Consider the following 17506-nt stretch of genomic DNA (forward strand, 5'->3'; position numbering starts at 1 on the left):
CGACGATCGGTTTTCGACAATTGTTGAAACAGGGTTTTAATATCGTCGATGAAAAAGGAGGTGTCGATGACAGTCACGACAGAGGACGACGGGAAGTTCGATGTCGACGTTCGCGTGCCGTCGGCGATCGACTCGTCACAGGGAAAACTGGTTTACCTCTCGCTTCGGGTACTGGAGGGTGGGACGGCCGACGACCTACAGCGACTGACGGCATTGTCGAAACTGAGTCTCTACAGCATTCTCCGGAACTTAGTGCAGGCGGAGCTGATCGAGAAGAACGGGTCCAAGTACCGGGTTCGCGATATCTGACGGATCGCTGATTTTGCTCGGGTTCGTCCGCGGTTGGCCGCAACTGTAGGGCCGTTTTCGCCACCGATCGTTCACAGATACGTCGAGTTCTGATGGCAGCCGCCGGAACCCACAACCCGATCGACGACCAATGTCGTCCGTGCCACTCTTACAGTTCGATACGACGTTATCGCTCTCTCCCGAGGAGAAGACGACGATCGCCGAAGAGGTGACAGAACGCTACACGACGGAAATGGCGACCAGTGCCGGTCACGTCGCAGTAACGATTCGCGATCGCGAGTCGGCCGACCTGCATCTTGGACGCGCCGTTGACGGACCGCTGGTGTTCATCGACGCCGATATCCGACAGGGACGCTCGTTCGAGCGCAAGCGAGCGTTCGCACTCACGACCATGGCATACCTCGGCAGTACGTTCGACGTTCCCGACGAGAACATGAAGATCGTCTTCACCGAGCATCCGGGCAAATCGATGATGGGAGTCGATCGCGTCGGGGGCGAATGGGAGGGCGAGTGATCCGGAACCTGCCCACTCGAATCGCCCGTCGGCGTCAGGTCACAGTGCCTGTGCCAGTACATCGGATCGGAACAATCTGATCAGTACAATAAAGCACGTCCTCGAGGAAGAACGCGACGTTCGATGGCCCAGTCGTACTGGCGAACGGTCTCTCTCGTGACGCTGTGGCAGGTTTCAGCGAGTATCTGCTACTATACCGTCTTCGCCGCGACGCCGTTCTTTCGCGCCGAGTTCGGCCTCTCGCGCTTTGCGGTTGGATTCGTCATCACGACGCTCACACTCGGCTACGCGATCTTTTTGCTCCCGCTTGGTGCGCTCACCGATCGCTTCGGTGAGCGGACAACGCTGACGATCGGACTCCTTGGGCTCTCCGGAAGCGCTATACTGGTTGCCAGTGCGCCCTCCGTCGCGGTGCTCCTGGCAGCGGTGTTCGTCCTCGGAACCTTCTACGGGACGGCCATTCCGGGGACGAACAAGGCGGTCTACGATTCGATCGCTGCGGGGCGCCAGAACCTCGCGATGGGAATCAAACAGGTCGGCGTCACCGGTGGGAGTGCGATCAGCGCTCTCCTCGTCACCGGACTGGCTGGGATCTACGTCTGGCAGGCAGGGTTCGTGGTTGCAGCCGTCGTCGGCATCCTCGTCACCATCGTCTTCGCGCTGTTCTATGCGGACTCGAGTGAACCGGGAAGCGGGTCGTACCCCGATTTCCGTCAACTGGTAGGTAATCGACCCTACCGAGTACTTGTCGCAGCAGGATTCTTTCTTGGGGCGGCACTGTTTACGACGACCGGGTACACAGTGTTGTTCGTTCAAGAGGAACTCGGGACATCTGTCGTCTTCGCTGGTGTCGTCCTCGCACTCGTCCAGCTGTTTGGGAGTGTCGGAAGAATCCTCACAGGGTGGTTGAGCGACGTACTGCCCGGCGATCCGCGGCACCGTACCGGAACAATTCTGCTCGTCCAGGCACTCGCCGGAGCCACAGTGTTTGCCGTTATTCCCACGATCTCGAGCCCGCTCGCAGCAGCTGTCGCGTTCTCCGTGCTCGGGTTTTTTGTCCTCGGCAACACCGGCGTTTACTACTCCTGTATGGCGACACTGGTCGCCAGCGAAGAGATGGGCGGGGCAACTGCCGGCGGCCAACTCGCGCTGGTCGCTGGCGCACTCGTTGCCCCGCCAGCGTTTGGCTATCTTGCAGACACCGTCGGCTACGACGCCTCGTGGTGGCTGCTCGCCGCCGGTAGCGTCTTCGCTGCAGCCCTTGTCGTGGTCGTTATCCGAATCGACGGACCGATCGACGATGTCGCGATGGGCAACTAGCACGTTACCGCAGTTGCAGAGTGCATATGCATGGTGTCACCATTATGCACAGCTGGATCGAACGACAAAACATGTACAGGGTTCTCTGTCCAATCGATACGGACGAGACGCGGGCACGCGCACAGGCCGAGACGATTCTCGGATTTCCTGGGGAATCTGAGGAGATCGCTGTTGACGTGGTCCACGTCCGCGAGGACGCCCATAGAGCAGACGTCGACTGGGCGGTAGGGGGATTCGCAGACGAGTATGCCGAGGCAATGGACGAACTGCCAGCACGATCGCTTCCGGACGCCGTCGAGCAGGTAACCGACGAACTCGAAGCGGCAGGCGTCGAGCACACAGTCTACGAGGCACAAGGCGACCCGGCAGAGGCCATCCTCACGTTTGCGGCCGATCGTGGGTGCGACATGATCGTGATCGGTGCGCGGAAGCGATCGCCGGTTGGCAAAGTTCTCTTCGGGAGCGTCGCACAGGGAGTCATCCTCGACAGTAGCCGTCCGGTAACCGTTGTCTCGGGTAACTCGGCCGAGAATTGATGATATCTGAGCCAGAGACGAGTGTGACACTCCAACGGCTTGCACGTGCATGCCACACTTCATTACATCTATTTGACATTGGTCGTATAGATGGGGTCCGATCCACACGAGGAGTCCGAAACGTACTGGCATCGACTATGGACGTACGTGTGGGCGCTCAACGATCAGACGAAGGCCTACGTAACGCTTGACGCTCCGGGAATACTCGAGGATCTGGAGACGACGACCGACGAGGAGCGTCGCCTGGTGCGGCGAGTGTTCGGTGAGGGTAGCCGTCGATCGGTCCGGGGTGATGGCGGTCGTCGGTCCGATCCCAATACTGAGTCGACTACCGGGAGTGCGAGCGAGGGAAATGGTGGCGATACTGGGGGCGGTGGTAGTAGTAACGGTGAAGGCGGTGGCAGCGGTAGCAACGGTGGAATCGGCGGTGATGGCGGTGATAGCGATCCCAGAGGTGGCGACGACGATGAGTCACCGTTCGACGTCGGGGGCAAAAGCGGCTACGGCCTCCGCAATCAAATCGGCTTCTTCCTCGGGCCGCTGTTGTTCGCGCTCATCATCCTTCCCTCGCCACCGGAGGGACTGACTCCCGAGGGACAGGCCGTCGGCGCTGTCACTGCCTGGGTCGCTATCTGGTGGATGTCCGAGGCGATTCCGATTCCGGCGACGGCACTCCTCCCGATTCCGCTCTTTCCGCTCACCGGTGCGGTCCCCGTTGCGGAGACGACACCGTCCTACGCTAACCCACTGATTTTCCTGTTCATGGGCGGATTCTTTCTCGCGATGGCGATGCAACGCTGGGGACTCCACCGACGCATCGCTTTGCGGACGATCAAGGCCGTCGGCACGGAACCCTCACGGCTCATCCTCGGATTCATGGTCGCGACGGCGTTTCTCTCGATGTGGGTCTCGAATAGCGCGACGGTGATGATGATGGTCCCGATCGCGCTTGCGGTTATCTACCAGACGGCAGATCTAGTCGAAGACGCCGGCCTCCCGATCGACACGAGCGAAGGAGAGTTTTCGTTCGGCATCGCACTCATGTTGTGTATCGCCTACGGTGCGTCCGTCGGCGGTGTCGCAACGCTCATCGGCACTCCACCGAACATCCTCTTTGCGGGACAGGCAGGCGAACTCTTCGGCGAAAATATCACATTCCTGGAATGGATGTTCTACGGCGTCCCCATCTCGGTTGTCGGCCTCGCAACCGTCTACATCTGGGTTACCCGACTCTCGGTTGCCCCGCAGTTCGACGAACTCCCGATCGGTGCCGACACGATCGAGACGGAACTCACTGACCTGGGTTCGATGAGTAAACAGGAACTCCTCGTACTCGTTGTCTTCGTCGGGATGGCCGTCTCTTGGGTCGGTGCCAGCCTGGTCGACCAGGCAGGGCTCCTCCCCGTCCCCGAGGATGTCGACTCGATAGTCGCTATCACGGGCGCAATGTTCCTCTTTACGATACCGACGACCACCGAATCGGGTGATCGTACCTTCCTCCTCAACTGGACGAGAGCCGTCGAAATCCCCTGGGGTGTCATCCTTCTCTTCGGTGGTGGGCTCGCCATTGCCGCTGGCTTCGGTGAAACCGGCCTCGCCGTCTGGATCGGCGGGCAACTCGAGGCGCTGGCGGGCGTTTCGATGGTCCTCATCTTGTTGGCGGTAGTCGCGATGACCATCTTTCTCACCGAGATCACCTCGAATACTGCGACGACGGCAATGCTCATGCCGATCCTCGCCGGCGTCGCCGTCGGTATCAGCGTCCACCCCTTTGGGCTGATGATCGCCGCAGCGACTGCCGCCTCCTTTGCGTTCATGTTACCCGTCGCGACGCCGCCGAACGCGATCGTCTTCGGCAGTGGCTACATTACCATCCCACAGATGGCGCGTGTTGGATTCGGGCTCAATGTCATCGGTATCATCCTCATTACGATCGTCGCCCTGCTGTGGCTCCCGCTGGCCTGGGGAATCGATCTCACAACGCTGCCCGCGGAGTTCGTCGAGGCGTTCACGGACTGAGAGTAGTCAAACAGTATCAGTATCTATAGTCGCCATTGAAAATCAATGCACACCCGATCGCAAGACGGCTCTGCGATCGGTGTGTAAATCGTTTCAGTTGTTACTATATTGGCCGATCGATCGTCGGTTCCGATCGTCTGACCAATCACCGTAAACAGGCCGCGACGACCTCGAGCATCCCCTCGCCGCGAACTTCGTCCGCGAACAGCGGGACGCGCCGGACGTCGGTGCCACGAAAGAGGTCCTGTGCCTCGGCGAGTGCGCTTTGCTGGACGTCCCAGCGTCGCTGGCAGAACTCGCAGTCGTCGAGGTTCGGCTGGAGAAAGTCGCCGTCGACGTCGTCGGTAACGTCCGAGAGCGGTTCCATCACGCGATTGACCACGACGGTTCCGACGGGAATGTCGAACTCCCGAAGCTGCTGGCGCAGTCGCTTCGATTCGAGGACGCTCATTTCCTCGGGAACCATGACGATCCGGAAGTCGGTGCGAGCCGGATCGCGCAGCGCCGCTCGGAGCCGTTCGATCCGCTCGCGAAGCACCTGCAGGTTCTCGAGATCCGGTTCCTCGTCGGGCGTGTCCTGTCCGCCGAACATCCCTTTCATCCCCTCGACCATCCCGCCGATTCGCTGTCGGAACTGGAGCATCCGACCCATCATCGAGTCCATCATCTCGGGAAGTTGAAGCAATCGAAGCGTATGCCCCGTCGGTGCCGTATCGATCACGACGCGATCGAACCGATCGTCGTCGAGATACTCGAGCAGGAGTTGCATCGCCGCGGCCTCGTCGGCCCCGGGCATCGCGCCGCCGAACAGGGCGTCCATGGGCGAGTCGTCGCCGAGCATCTCGCCCAGTCCGCCGAGGGCTCTCTCACCCTGGGCCGCGAACGCGGCCTTTCCCTGCTCCATCGCGTGCTCGGGATCAATCTCGGCCCCGTAGAGCGGGATGTCGTCGCGAATCCGGGCCGGTTCGGCGGGAACGTCGGTCTCGAACGTATCCGACAGCGAGTGTGCCGGGTCCGTCGAGACGACGAGCGTCCGGGTCCCGCCGCGGGCGCTATCCAGGGCCGTCGCGGCCGCCATCGTCGTCTTCCCGACGCCGCCTTTCCCGCCGTAGAGGACGTACTCGGGCCCCTCCATCGGCTCGTCCGACGGTTCGACGTCGATCGTCTCGCGCTCGTCGTCGGTCGCGACGGAATCCGTCGGCGTGACTTCGATCGTCTGTGCCCCGTCCGTCTCGCCCCCGTCGGTCTGTGACTCCGCGTGCGTCTCGTCGTCCCGGTCGACCGACTCGACGTCGATTCCACTCATACGCGCCGGTTCCCCGTCCGGACACGAGTATTCGTCGGTCCGTTCCGGCCGCTGGGTGCGCTCAATCCCGCCCAGTGCCCCCGACGGACTCCCTAGAATGAGATTATATTTCCTGTGGGATTATTATACTACCTTTCCCATTAAAGTGTTTAAGAGCTAACCTTAATTAGGAAAGCGTCGTCGTCTTCAGCTAACAGGGTCGACGCCAGGCCCCGAATCCCCCATGACCCCACAACTCACCCAGCGTCTCTCGACCGAGTCGACGACCGACCCAGAACTCGCCCCGTTCCCGTACGGCTCCGATCGCGCCGGCTTTCTGCCGACGGCGACCGCCCGCGGCGTGCTCCGATCGCGCGAGGAACCCGGCGCGATCGGCGTCGCCGGTTCGACGGACTGTCCCGCGTGTGGTGGCGAGACGATCGACGGTGCGGGCCTGTTTGCGTGTACGGATTGTGAGTGGACCGGCACGCTTCGGTAGTCACGCGAGAATCGGCACCATCGCGCGTCTCGGTGCGGTTATTCTTCTTTCGGCGTGACGCCGCGGACGGCGTCGGCTACTGCCAGACAGATCGGCACGACCCACAGCGTCGCGTAGACCGCCTGCGAAAGCGGGTTCGAGAGGAGTGAGTATCGGAGTCGGTGCCGGCGATCCCGAAACGGGACCGCCGCCCACGCGGCGCGGTATGACTGCCAGCTGTAGTACGCCCAGATCACGCCGTTGAACGCGAGGATCGGGACGAGAATCGACGGAATCGACACGTCGCCGACGCCGGTGACGACGAGCAGCGTGACGAGGAGTCCAGCGGGGATTCCGACGACGTTCGTCACCGAGAGTAGTTGCGTCAGGACGGTCGCCGACCAGAAGCGAATATGCTCGAACAGCGTCCAGCCGGACGTGAGCAGGTGCCGGTACGGTCCCCGAACCCAGCGTCGCTTCTGTCGCACCCAGACATCGAATTCGACGGGACAGAGATCCAGTACGTACCGATCGATGACCCCGACCGTGTATCCACGATGGTGTGCAGCGACGCCGAGCGCCATGTATTCGGTCACCGCATCGAGTTGCCACCGATCGAGATCGTCGAGCACGCGCGCCTCGGTAAAGTAGGCCTTGCCGAGCAACTGGTACGGCCCGCTGGTGGTCTTCGCGTAGACGATGTCCGACCAGGCGGCCATCCCCATCGACTCGAGCAGCGGGAGCAGCCCCGAATCGACGTTGCGGACGGTCTGTTTCGCCTGGACGATGTCGTGCTCTTCGAGTCCGGCGACGGCGAGTTCGAAGGTGTCGAGGGGAACCTGCGTGTCGGAGTCGAAGACCGTCACGACGTCCTCAGGCTCGAACGCGAGCGTCATGAACGCGTAGGTCAGGGCGGCCGCCTTCGTCCGCGGAACGCCGACGTCCGTAAAGATCCAGTTCCCCGACGATCGGTCCGCGGCCAGCGCGTCACGATCGACTTCGACCGGGACGACGGAGAATCCCTCCTGGCGCTCGGGCGCGACCTCGCCGACGAGTTCGGGAGCCGTCACGTCCGCTCGCTCGTAGATCAGATACACCGACATACGATCGGTAGGATAGCGCTGGGCGGCGATGTTGTCGAGGGTCGCCTCCAGCGTCCCGCGCTGTTCGCGGTAGATCGGCACGAGGACGTGAATCTGCCGCTGGCAATTGGGTGGCAGTCGCGTCGTCGTGTGTTCGGCCCGCGACGACCGACTGTCGGAACCACGTTCCTGCGTGTCCGGGGTGGGCACAGCTCCACCATCAACCCGGACTCGCGGCGGTTCCGGCACAGCCGTGGCCTCCGCTTCGTCGACGACGCGCGTGAGTGTCTCTTCGTCGACGCTGGCGGTGGGTCGGCGGACGAACAGCGTCAGGAGACTGCAGTTGACGACGAAGTAACAGACCTGCGTGAATACGAACGCAGCGACGACGAGCGAAAGCGCCATACGAACGAGTGAGCCGGTCAACCCGTATCGGTATTGTGGCCGGAGTCACCGCGAGGGAAACGACGGACGGCCGGTTCGATACGGACACGACTCTGAAAGACGGCTGTTCGCGGATATTCCGCGTTAAAACCCCATACATCGAAATACGAAGTGTATGACTTCGAAATGACAAGTACCGTTGTGAACGCCTCTCGATGGTGGATTACCCGAAGTAGGTCGCCAGTCGATCGGCCGCCTCCTCGACGCGCGGGGTGACGAGCGCGAACCGGATCCAATCGCGTCGGGAGTCACCGAACGCCTCGCCGGGCATTCCGGCGACGCCGGCTTCGTCGATTAGTTGTTCGACGTTCGTGAGCGTTCCCGGATAGTCGTCGAAGCGAGCCATGACGTAGAACGCCCCTTCGGGCGTGGTGTACGCCGCGCCCGCCGCATCGAGGGCGGCGGTAAACGTCTCGACGCGATCGGCGAGCAGGGCGCGATTTCGCTCGTAGTAGTCGGGACCGGTCTCGTAAAGCGCTTCCAACACGGCGTACTGGCTGGGGCGGCTACCGGCGACGTTGACCAGCATGTGTCTGCTCTTTGCGTTTCCGACGAGTTCCGGCGGGAAGATGGCGTAGCCGACCCGGAAACCGGTGATCGCCAGTGATTTCGAGAACGCGTTGGTGACGATCCGGTGAGCCGAGTCGAACTGCAGCGCGCTCGTGAACTGCCCCGAGAGATCGTAGTGGTCGTACACCTCGTCGCTGATCAACAGAGCATCGTTCGCCTCGGCAATCGCGACCAGTTCCTCGATTGTCGACTCGGGATACACCGCGCCCGTCGGGTTGTTCGGCGTGTTGACGACGATCGCGGCCGTCTCCTCGCTCGCGGCCGCCCGGACGTCGGCCGGGTCGAGTTGGCCCGTTTCGTCGGCCGAGACGAACGTCTGCGTGCCGCCGAGCATCGTCGTCTTGCCGGGGTAGTACGGGTACACGGGGTCGGTGAGCAGTATCTCTCGGCCCCGATCGCGCTCGAGTGCGCGGGCCATCGCGAGGTAGTTTGCCTCCCCAGCCCCGTTCGTGACGACGACCTGCTCGATGTCGACCCCGCGACGGGCGGCAATCTCCCCGCGCAACTCGCGTAGCCCCTCGCTGGGTGGGTACTGGAACCGATCGGGATCGAAGTCGGCGTAGTCGCGCAATCCGTCCCGGAGCGCTTCCGGGGGTTCCCAGTCCGGATTGCCGCTCACCATGTCGATGACGTCCCGATCCGCCCGCGCCGCGTGCTGCATCACGTGAAAGAACAGCGGCGTCTCGTACTCCATGTCCGCTACTGGGCGACCCGCCACCGTCGTTCTTTCGTCACGCGTCGGCTCTGACGTTCGCCCGTCGTGTGCCAACCGTGGCGATCTCTCGCCGGGCGTCGATCCTCACCCTTACGGTTCGACGGCCCCTCTTGGAGGACATGAACGAGCAGATCGATCGAGAGCGATCGATGGCGGTCGGGGACGCCCTCCGCGACCGCGGGGAGACGCTGGCCGTCGCCGAATCCTGTACGGGCGGGCTGATCGGGGCGGCGATCACCGCCGTACCGGGGGCGAGCGACTACTTCGATTCAGCGCTCGCGACCTACGCCTACGACGCCAAGCGCCGCCACCTCGGCGTCAGCCGCGAGGCACTGGACGAACACGGGGCCGTCTCCGAACCCGTCGCGCGAGAGATGGCCCGCGGGGTCAGAGACGTTGCGGACGTGACCTGGGGCGTCTCGACGACCGGCGTCGCCGGGCCGACCGGCGGCACCGACGAGGACCCAGTTGGAACCGTCTACATCGGCGTGGCTTACGCCGGCCCGTGGGGCACCCGGACCTCCGGAGCGACTGTCTCCCGCTACGAGTTCGACGGCGATCGAGCCGCCGTCCGAGCGAAAACCGTCGATCGGGCGCTTTCGGACCTGCTCGACGCGATCGACGATCGGCCAGAGGGCGACGATGATCGGGCGGATGCGTAAGGCCCGTCGCGCTACGTCGTGACTCCGCCAACGGGTATATTCTCGACGCGACGACAGCTCGGAGAGAAAGGTATTCGGATCTCGACTGTCAGGTACGAATCAATGAACAAGGAGGGTCACGTCCTCAATGCGGTCTTGCTGAGCCTCGGGCTGGGGTATCTCCTCGAACCGGCTGGAAACCTCCAGACGTTCGAGACGATCATCGCCATTGGGGTTCCGGTCACCCTCGGAGCGATGGTTCCCGACATCGACACGGCGTTCGGGAAGCACCGAAAGACGCTGCACAACCTGCCGCTGCTGGCTGGTTTCATCGCGTTTCCGTACTTTTTTGGGAATCTCGAGTACGTCTGGATCGGCGTCCTGACCCACTACGTCCTCGACGTTGCGGGCAGCAAACGGGGAATCGCGCTGTTCTATCCGGTGTTGAAAAAGGAGTACGGGCTTCCGATCGGCGTCGCCGTCAGCAGTTCGCGCGCGATGCTCGTGACTGTCCTCGTCACCGCGGGTGAGGTCGTCCTCGTCGCGCTGGTCGTCTTCGAGGTCCCCCAGTGGGGTTTCGAGATGGGGCGAACGGCGATCGGAATATAGCCGATCGAGTCGCCTCGGCGGCCCGATCGATCGGATTCCCGCCGATCACAGTTCGTACGCCATCATCACCTCGTCGACTGCCTCGCCGTCGATCGCGTAGTGGTTCCGGCGGATCGCCTCCGTATCCCAGCCGTGCATCGTCAGGAACTCGAGTGCGCCCTCGTTGACGATCGGAACGCTGTTGTACACCTTTCGGTAGCCGTTGGCTTCGGCCCACTCGACTCCCCGCTGGAGGAGTTTGCTCCCGATTCCGTGGCCGCGGTAGTCGCCTTTGACGCCGACGGTTTGCTGGGCGGTCCCCTGGGCGTGTTCGATCTGTGGCAGGTCGAGGTGAGTCCAGCCGACGACGTCGCCGTCGACGGTCGCAACGAAAAACATTCGGGATTTGACGGTGTTGTGCCTGTTGACCGCGTCCTCGTAGAGCAACTCCTCCGCAATCGTCTCCGCGACGACGTAGGTCTCTTCGGCGGTGACGTCCCGGATCGTTTCGATGAGGCCGTCGAAGTCCGCCTGCTGGCCCGGTCGAACGGTAAAGGAAATCCCGTCGTGGTCGTAGGTTTCGACGGCACCGAACTCGAGGGCAAGTTGCAACGTCCCGCCGTCGGCTTCCAGATAGCCGTCGGCCTGCAACGCCTCCAGATGCATCTCGAACTCCGCCGTCGGCAGTTCTACCACGTCGAGAAGTTTGTGTCGCTTGACGGTCCCGTGGCGTTCTACGTACTCGTAGATCCGCCGTCTGGCCTCCGAGGAGAACGTCGGCCGCTCGATCGCTCCCATAGGGACGGTACGCGGAGTCGGCGCTTAATCCTTGGCTATTGATACCATCCGACATATCGAAGCCACGGCGATCGCGGTCCGTGCAGTCGACGGGCCGTCTCGAAAGAAAAGAACAGCCGTCCGCTACCGATTCGGTGTCCAGTCCTCACAGGCGTCCATGTCGTCCATCGCTGACTCGTGACGCGCGCAGTAGGGAACCATCCCCGACGAGGATCGGACGTACTCGAAGTGCGTGCAGTTGCCGCAGTACCGATCGGTGGGCGCTTCCGGCGACGCTGTTGCGGGCGGATCGACGATTTCCGCGTCGCGGCCATCGCCGCCGGCAGTGCGATCGAGCGGCGACGAAATGTCCTGGGTCGACGAGCCGCCGTCGCTGGTCGCCGCGCCGGCACGGGCGGGGGTCGATCTGCTGCCGGCGGCCGACTCGCTCGGCGTCGATCCGGACGCGGCTCGGGTCGCGTCTTCGTCGAACGAGAGGGCCGCGCCGTCGTCCTCGGCGGCATTCGCGTTCGTCTGCGTTTCGACGTCGCCGTCGGGCGTTCCACTGAGGAATCCGATGCCGCCGAATCCGCCCGTCGTCTCGCTTTCGTCGACCTCGACGACGGTCTGGTTGTGCCGCGTGACGTTCATTTCGAGCATCCCGCCGGGATCGTTTCGGGTCTTGAAATTGACCACGGCGGTGAACAGACACCAGATCGCGGTCACGAGTCCGAGCAGGTAGATCGCTGAGACCTGAAGCGTCAGGTCGTCGCCGTAGCCCCGCCAGTGGTCCGGATAGGCGTACCAGAAGAGGACGACGCCGAGCAGGCAGAGGCTCGAACTGATCGCGGCGGCCGCCCGGACGCGCCGACCCGCCGGCAACACGACGAAGACGCCGACGAGGGCGACCGGGACGCCGATCCCCGCCAGCACCCCCGCGGCGCGTACGGCCGCGTAGTGGCCACCGAGAACTCCCGCGAAGAGGTCGGTCGTCGCGACCAGCACGGCAACCACCGCGAGCACCGCACCGAGGCAGACGAGGGCCGTTCCCGCGTACAGCCGTCGGAGGCTCGTCACCGTCCGTTCACTCCCGTTGTAAACCTCCGTCAGGCTAGTCATGCGAGCGTATTCACGATCATACCACTAAACGGTATGTCAGACACACGTCGTCAATCAGAGAGGATAGACGGACAAAACAGCGCGGATCGACCGATCGTCCGACTCGGCAAAACGAAAGCTTGAATCGCCACCCTCGAGAACGATCGACCATGAGCGACGAGGACGACGAGGAACCGACCGTATCACTCGGAGCACACACTCCCGTGGAGGGAGCCCCACTCGCCCGCGTCACCTCGCGTCTGAGCTGGCCGAAGGAGAAAAGCGAAGTCGATCGACTCGAAGGTGAGAGCGTGATTCGGACCCCGGACGGACCCCAGGAGCTGTCTGCCGTCCTCGAGGACGTCGACGAGACGTACTTCCAGCGCCGCCAGGAGTTCGAGGGCCACGTCCGCGAGGTCATCGGCACCGGTCCGATCCCGACCGCGGACGAGTAACGATCCGTGGCGATCGATACGGACGAGACGGGGTGGCTTCGCGCGCAGTTCGATCGGCTCACGTGGTTCCAGAAGTCGCTACTGGCCGGTGGGCTGTTGACGCTGCTGTGGATGCGGTTCGTCCCGAGCGAACTGGGCGCTCGCGCAGTGGTCGACAGCGTCCTCCTCATCGGCGGCCCGCTCGTCCTCGGTCTCACACACGGCAGACACATCGGCTGGAACGTTAATCGCGTCGCGGTCCGCAACGCCGTGTTACTCTCGATGTTCGTCCTGCCGTTTTACCTGGTCGGTTCGACCCTGCCGACCATTCGCGGATTTTACCCGATGTGGGAAACCTCGGCCGCACCCGGCGAGTTTCTGCCACACGCCGTGAAGCTGTTCGTGCTCGCGCTGGCCGCCGAAACCTACTACCGCGGTTTGCTCTGTGTCGGCGTCCGAGAGATCGGGTTCAAAGCCGTGCTCATCAGCCCCGTCGTCTACATGATCCACCACTCCTCGAAGCCGCCGATCGAGTTCTTGCTCTCGGGACCGACGGACGTCCTCTTCGGGGCGGTCGACTACGAATCGAACTCCATCCTCCCGTCGGTGATCGCCCACGGCGCGGGACTCGTTTTGTTGGACTGGCTCGTGTTGCACGACCCGCTGTTCGATCCGACGGCATTTCTGACGGCCCTCGAGTGGCTCCCGGTGCCGATATAGGAACGATCGATTCGTCGTGCGAAGGGAACCGCTTCGGGCGAGGCGCCCGACGGTGGTGCTTTTGTAACTCCCCGCCGATGTATCGCGTATGAGCCTTCCCATCGACCCGGCGACGATCGATCCCGATGAGTACGGCGAGAAACAGGCGAGCCTCGAGATGGACCACGAGGAGGCGATCGAACACGTCCGCGAGGTCTGCGAGGAAGTCGGCTTCGGCATCCCCGTCGAGTTTTCGCCGTCGGAACTGTTGAACGAGAAGGTCGACGCGGACCGCGATCCCTACTACGTGCTCGGGGCCTGCAACCCCTCCGTCGCGGATCAGGCGCTCGACGAGACCATGCGCATCGGCGGCCTCTTTCCCTGCAACGTGATCGTCTGGGAGGAGGAACCGGGCCGCCAGCGGGTCTACCACGTCTCGATCATGAAGATCGCCCGCCTGCTCGGGATGGCCCCGGACAACGACGCGTGGGCCGAGATCATTGACACGACCGGCGACCTCGTCGAAGAGACGTTCGAGAAACTCGATTCCGTCGCGGACGACGCGGCGGAGTGACCGGCCGCGATCGGTCTCGAACGCGCGTTCGACGACCGCGCCCAGTCAGCGATCGCCGCTATTTTCCTCGCCCGTCCCGGCCGTTCGCGTCTCCGCGTTCGCTCCGGGCTCGCGCGCGGCGTCGACGGTCGCCGCCGCCGCTTCCTCAGCCTCGAGTTCGTCGACGTACTGCTCGGCGTCGTACCGAACGTAGCCGGTGTAGAGCATGATGAGCCCGAAGCAGATCGCCGGGACGCCGAACAACAAAAAGAGCACGGCCATCGCCGTGACCAGTTCGCCCGGGATCAGTGCAGGAACCGGGGTGAGTTCGGACAGGGACATACGTCCGTACAGTCGCCGTTCGGTAAAAGGCGTTGTCCCCCACGGACGGTTTCGGGTCGGTTACGCCGCATTCCGATCGCGGTCAGTTCGATCGCGAAAAGGCGTCCAGACTCGTCTGGAGGCCCGCGGCGAGTTCGGATTTGCGCTGGAGTCGGGCGTAGGACACCGGCAACTGCGTCGCGATTTCGGAGACCGCGTCGTGGAACGTCTCGGCCTCGCCGTAGTGACCGTCGAAGGCGTTTCGGACGCTCTCTCTGACCTGCCAGACGCCGACCGGTGCCCAGTAGTCGTCGCTGACCTCCCGGAGCACGAGACACTTGGCCTGCCGGCCGACCGATTCGAGGTGTTCGAGCACCCCGAGTCGAGCGGCGTAGTACGCGCCCGCGGTCTCCTCGACGTAGCTCGATCGACCCTCGTACCCCTCGCTGGCGCTCTGGAGCCAGACGTCATCGTTCGGATTCGGGTTCCAGATGCTGCCCGGCGCTTTCATTTCGACGAGTTCGAACTCCCAGCGGCCGGGCGCGAGGACGACCCAGTAGCGGTTGCCCATGTACTCGCTGGCCCAGACCTGCACCTCGTCGATGCTCGGTTCGGTCCTGATCCGGCCGCGTAAGAACTGCCCGATCGTGTCGTCGACGGCCGTGATCGACCACCGGGTCGGGACGAGACGACGCTGTTTGGCCTCCCCGAGCGCGCCCGCCGAGAGGATCGAGTTGATGTCGTAGACGTCGAACCCGCGCCGGTAGAGGTAGGTCATCGCCCCCTGAGCCTGCCAGTCGTCGTCCTCCAGCGTCTTCTTGACCGGTCTGGGGACGTAGGGGTTCTCCCGTAACTCTGCGTTTCGGGCGTTCGCTCTGGGACCGCGGGGCGTGGCAACGTCCGTCCCCGCATCCAGGCCGAGATCCGGCGTGCCGTCGAGACCGATTTCTAAGTCGACGGGTCGGTCAGCAATCGCCACCTCGCGCTGGACGCCGACGAAGCCGTCCCAGGCGTCGTGGACGTTCGGCGTGAGTCGGCTCGCGATCGCCGGCGAGTCGACGTTCGCGCGCTTGCTCGAGTTCAACAGGCCGGTTCGGCGTTGGAGTACGTCCTCGATCGCATAGCCCTGCTGGTACCACGCGCCGTCGGTGACGTACTCCTCGGCGGCGTCCTCGTCGCCAACGGGTGAGAGGAGTCCGATTGGAATGTCCGGGTAGTTCGATCGCCCGACGAAGATCGAGGGGGCTGTCGAGCCGACAAGGGTGTCGCCCGAGAGCGCCCGCTCGAAGTTCTGCTCGAACGCCGAGAGGTGGTCGGTGATCGCGTAGGATTTCTCCTTTGCGAGACGCCGTCGCTCGGCTTCCTCGTCGGGTTCGAGATCCTCGATGTAGTCGTCGAGGCGCATTACGTCGATCGAGGCGGGCGGCGGCAAAGTATTTTGTCTCCCGGCGTCGGTTTCGTCTGATCGACTCGCGGGTCCGGTAGCGATGGAGCAGAAATTACGATTTCGGAAATCAGGATTTCCAAATTCGATAGTTCTATCTGGATACGGACTCACAGTGTCGTATGGTCGAATTCGTTGATCGAGACGAGGAACTCGATCGACTCACTGCGTGCTACGAGTCCGACACGGCGGAGTTCGTCGTGATTTACGGGCGGCGGCGGCTCGGAAAGAGCGAGTTAGTCCGGCAGTCTATCACGGACCGAGACGACGCAATGTACTACCAGGCGATCGAGTCGACTGCGCAGAATCAACTCGAACAGTTCGTCGACGTGGGGACGACGCAGTTCCCATCGATGCGGAACGTTCGCCGTGACTGGGAGGCGCTGCTCGAAGCGCTCGGGGAGGAAGATGCGATCGTCGTCATCGACGAGTTCCCGTTTCTTATCGAGGAAGATGAGTCACTTCCGTCTCGGATTCAACGGGTATGGGACACGCAGTTACAGGAAACGGAGATGACGCTCGTGCTCGTCGGGTCATCGATTAGCGTCATGGAAGAAAAGGTGCTATCCGGGAGTGCACCACTGTACGGCCGCCGAACGGCGACGATCGACCTAAAACCACTCTCGGCCGGTGATGCAGGTCGATTCTTCCCGGCGTATGACGCCGAGACGGCGATCGTCGCGTGGGCGGTCTACGGTGGGACGCCTCACTATCTCCAGACGATCGACCCTGGGGAGTCCCTTTCGACGAACGTCCAGCAGACGATCCTCTCCGAGCGGGGACTCCTGTATTCGGAACCGGAGTTCCTGCTCCGGACGGAACTTCGACAACCAAATACGTATTTCAGCATCCTTCGAGCGCTCGCACACGGCCGCCGAACACCCAACGAGATCGCAGGGATGGCCGGAGTGGAGTCAGGATCGCTCAGTACGTACCTGCAGAAACTCCGTCGGCTCCGTCTCGTCGAGCGTCACATTCCCGTGACGGAGTCACCGACGGCGTCGAAACGCGGCCGGTATCGCATCGCTGCGCCGTTGTTCCGGTTTTGGTTCCGGTTCGTATACGGCGCTCAAGATCGGCTTCGCATGCTCGGTGAAGATGCCTACGAGGAGGTCGTCGAACCGGAGATTGCGGACCACGTAAGCCCGTTGTTCGAACGACTCTGTCAGCGTGCGCTGCCGCAATTGGTCGATCGACGGTACACCGATGTTGGTCAGTGGTGGTTCAAAGCGCACGAACTGGACGTCGTCGGGTTGAGCGAGGAGGGACTCGTGGCCGGCGAGTGTAAATTCACGTCCCGGCCGGTGAGTGAAGGCGTCCTCTCGGATCTCGAACGGACGACGACGGAGGTACGATGGGCAAACGAACCGGCAGACGCCGAACCACTGTACGTGTTGTTCAGTCGATCCGGCTACACCGACGATCTCATATCCAGAGCCGAGGCCCGTAACGACGTTCGTCTCTACAACTTGCCTGACGTGCTTTCCGCAGTGTGACTCGTCAGGTGCGTGTCGGTCCTACTCCCCCACCCCCTCCTCGACGATCGCAATCTCACTCCCACCTTTTTTCCGTTCGGGTTCGCTCCGCTCACACCTCACGCTGCTCACGGGCACAGCCCGTTCGCATGACTCGCGGGACGTGGTCCCGCGCTCACAAAAAATCTGGACCAAAAAATCCCG

19 protein-coding genes are annotated in these 17506 nt (G+C 62.9%); 12 read left to right on the forward strand and 7 right to left on the reverse strand.

Annotation, left to right across the window (positions count from 1 at the left end; translation table 11 throughout):
- The first annotated feature begins 66 nt into the window (after positions 1 to 66).
- The 5 genes from AC6I6L_RS16705 (at position 67) to AC6I6L_RS16725 (ending at position 4698) form a co-directional block, all read left to right on the forward strand.
- Positions 67 to 309 carry a MarR family transcriptional regulator gene (locus tag AC6I6L_RS16705; RefSeq protein WP_497918904.1) on the forward strand — a complete coding sequence of 81 codons (243 nt, stop codon included), beginning with the start codon at positions 67 to 69 and terminating at the stop codon, positions 307 to 309.
- A gap of 139 nt (positions 310 to 448) precedes the next feature.
- Positions 449 to 823, forward strand: a complete 375-nt coding sequence (locus AC6I6L_RS16710; RefSeq protein WP_497918905.1) for a tautomerase family protein — start codon at positions 449 to 451, stop codon at positions 821 to 823.
- Positions 824 to 946: 123 nt separating this feature from the next.
- Positions 947 to 2143, forward strand: a complete 1197-nt coding sequence (locus tag AC6I6L_RS16715; protein ID WP_497918906.1) for an MFS transporter — start codon at positions 947 to 949, stop codon at positions 2141 to 2143.
- Positions 2144 to 2214: 71 nt separating this feature from the next.
- Positions 2215 to 2679, forward strand: a complete 465-nt coding sequence (locus AC6I6L_RS16720; RefSeq protein ID WP_497918907.1) for a universal stress protein — start codon at positions 2215 to 2217, stop codon at positions 2677 to 2679.
- Between the two features lie 90 nt (positions 2680 to 2769).
- Complete coding sequence (locus AC6I6L_RS16725) at positions 2770 to 4698, forward strand: SLC13 family permease (RefSeq protein ID WP_497918908.1); 1929 nt, start codon at positions 2770 to 2772, stop codon at positions 4696 to 4698.
- A gap of 145 nt (positions 4699 to 4843) precedes the next feature.
- Here the strand turns inward: AC6I6L_RS16725 and AC6I6L_RS16730 are convergent, their stop codons facing one another.
- On the reverse strand, positions 4844 to 6004 hold the full coding sequence (locus AC6I6L_RS16730; protein ID WP_497918909.1) for an ArsA family ATPase: 1161 nt from the start codon (positions 6002 to 6004) through the stop codon (positions 4844 to 4846).
- Positions 6005 to 6227: 223 nt separating this feature from the next.
- On the opposite strand from AC6I6L_RS16730, the gene AC6I6L_RS16735 reads away from it, so the two are divergent.
- Positions 6228 to 6482: a hypothetical protein gene (locus AC6I6L_RS16735; RefSeq protein WP_497918910.1), complete on the forward strand. Its 255-nt coding sequence runs from the start codon at positions 6228 to 6230 to the stop codon at positions 6480 to 6482.
- 38 nt (positions 6483 to 6520) lie between these two features.
- Here AC6I6L_RS16735 and AC6I6L_RS16740 read toward each other — a convergent pair whose 3' ends face one another.
- Positions 6521 to 7948: a glycosyltransferase family 2 protein gene (locus tag AC6I6L_RS16740; protein WP_497918911.1), complete on the reverse strand. Its 1428-nt coding sequence runs from the start codon at positions 7946 to 7948 to the stop codon at positions 6521 to 6523.
- 202 nt (positions 7949 to 8150) lie between these two features.
- Positions 8151 to 9251, reverse strand: a complete 1101-nt coding sequence (locus AC6I6L_RS16745; RefSeq protein WP_497918912.1) for a pyridoxal phosphate-dependent aminotransferase — start codon at positions 9249 to 9251, stop codon at positions 8151 to 8153.
- Between the two features lie 140 nt (positions 9252 to 9391).
- Here AC6I6L_RS16745 and AC6I6L_RS16750 point away from each other — a divergent pair, with 140 nt between their 5' ends.
- Positions 9392 to 9934, forward strand: coding sequence for a CinA family protein (locus AC6I6L_RS16750; RefSeq protein WP_497918913.1), 543 nt, complete (start codon positions 9392 to 9394; stop codon positions 9932 to 9934).
- A 102-nt stretch (positions 9935 to 10036) separates the two neighbouring features.
- Positions 10037 to 10522: a metal-dependent hydrolase gene (locus tag AC6I6L_RS16755; protein ID WP_497918914.1), complete on the forward strand. Its 486-nt coding sequence runs from the start codon at positions 10037 to 10039 to the stop codon at positions 10520 to 10522.
- Positions 10523 to 10567: 45 nt separating this feature from the next.
- Here AC6I6L_RS16755 and AC6I6L_RS16760 read toward each other — a convergent pair whose 3' ends face one another.
- Both AC6I6L_RS16760 and AC6I6L_RS16765 read right to left on the reverse strand, forming a co-directional pair.
- Positions 10568 to 11299, reverse strand: coding sequence for a GNAT family N-acetyltransferase (locus tag AC6I6L_RS16760; protein WP_497918915.1), 732 nt, complete (start codon positions 11297 to 11299; stop codon positions 10568 to 10570).
- 123 nt (positions 11300 to 11422) lie between these two features.
- Positions 11423 to 12397: a cell division protein CdpA domain-containing protein gene (locus tag AC6I6L_RS16765; RefSeq protein WP_497918916.1), complete on the reverse strand. Its 975-nt coding sequence runs from the start codon at positions 12395 to 12397 to the stop codon at positions 11423 to 11425.
- 149 nt (positions 12398 to 12546) lie between these two features.
- On the opposite strand from AC6I6L_RS16765, the gene AC6I6L_RS16770 reads away from it, so the two are divergent.
- The 3 genes from AC6I6L_RS16770 (at position 12547) to AC6I6L_RS16780 (ending at position 14083) form a co-directional block, all read left to right on the forward strand.
- Entirely contained in the window at positions 12547 to 12831 is a 285-nt protein-coding gene (locus AC6I6L_RS16770) for a DUF5789 family protein (RefSeq protein ID WP_497918917.1), read from the forward strand.
- A gap of 6 nt (positions 12832 to 12837) precedes the next feature.
- The gene (locus tag AC6I6L_RS16775; RefSeq protein ID WP_497918918.1) at positions 12838 to 13530 is read left to right on the forward strand and encodes a CPBP family glutamic-type intramembrane protease; all 693 of its coding nucleotides are present in this window, start codon (positions 12838 to 12840) and stop codon (positions 13528 to 13530) included.
- Between the two features lie 88 nt (positions 13531 to 13618).
- Positions 13619 to 14083, forward strand: coding sequence for a DUF302 domain-containing protein (locus AC6I6L_RS16780; RefSeq protein WP_497918919.1), 465 nt, complete (start codon positions 13619 to 13621; stop codon positions 14081 to 14083).
- 45 nt (positions 14084 to 14128) lie between these two features.
- Here the strand turns inward: AC6I6L_RS16780 and AC6I6L_RS16785 are convergent, their stop codons facing one another.
- Entirely contained in the window at positions 14129 to 14404 is a 276-nt protein-coding gene (locus AC6I6L_RS16785; protein WP_497918920.1) for a hypothetical protein, read from the reverse strand.
- Positions 14405 to 14486: 82 nt separating this feature from the next.
- Complete coding sequence (gene nreA, locus AC6I6L_RS16790; protein WP_497918921.1) at positions 14487 to 15788, reverse strand: DNA repair protein NreA; 1302 nt, start codon at positions 15786 to 15788, stop codon at positions 14487 to 14489.
- Between the two features lie 161 nt (positions 15789 to 15949).
- Here nreA and AC6I6L_RS16795 point away from each other — a divergent pair, with 161 nt between their 5' ends.
- Positions 15950 to 17323, forward strand: a complete 1374-nt coding sequence (locus AC6I6L_RS16795; RefSeq protein ID WP_497918922.1) for an ATP-binding protein — start codon at positions 15950 to 15952, stop codon at positions 17321 to 17323.
- The last annotated feature ends 183 nt before the right edge of the window (positions 17324 to 17506 follow it).

It is taken from the genome of Halosolutus sp. DAT137, assembly GCF_059736405.1.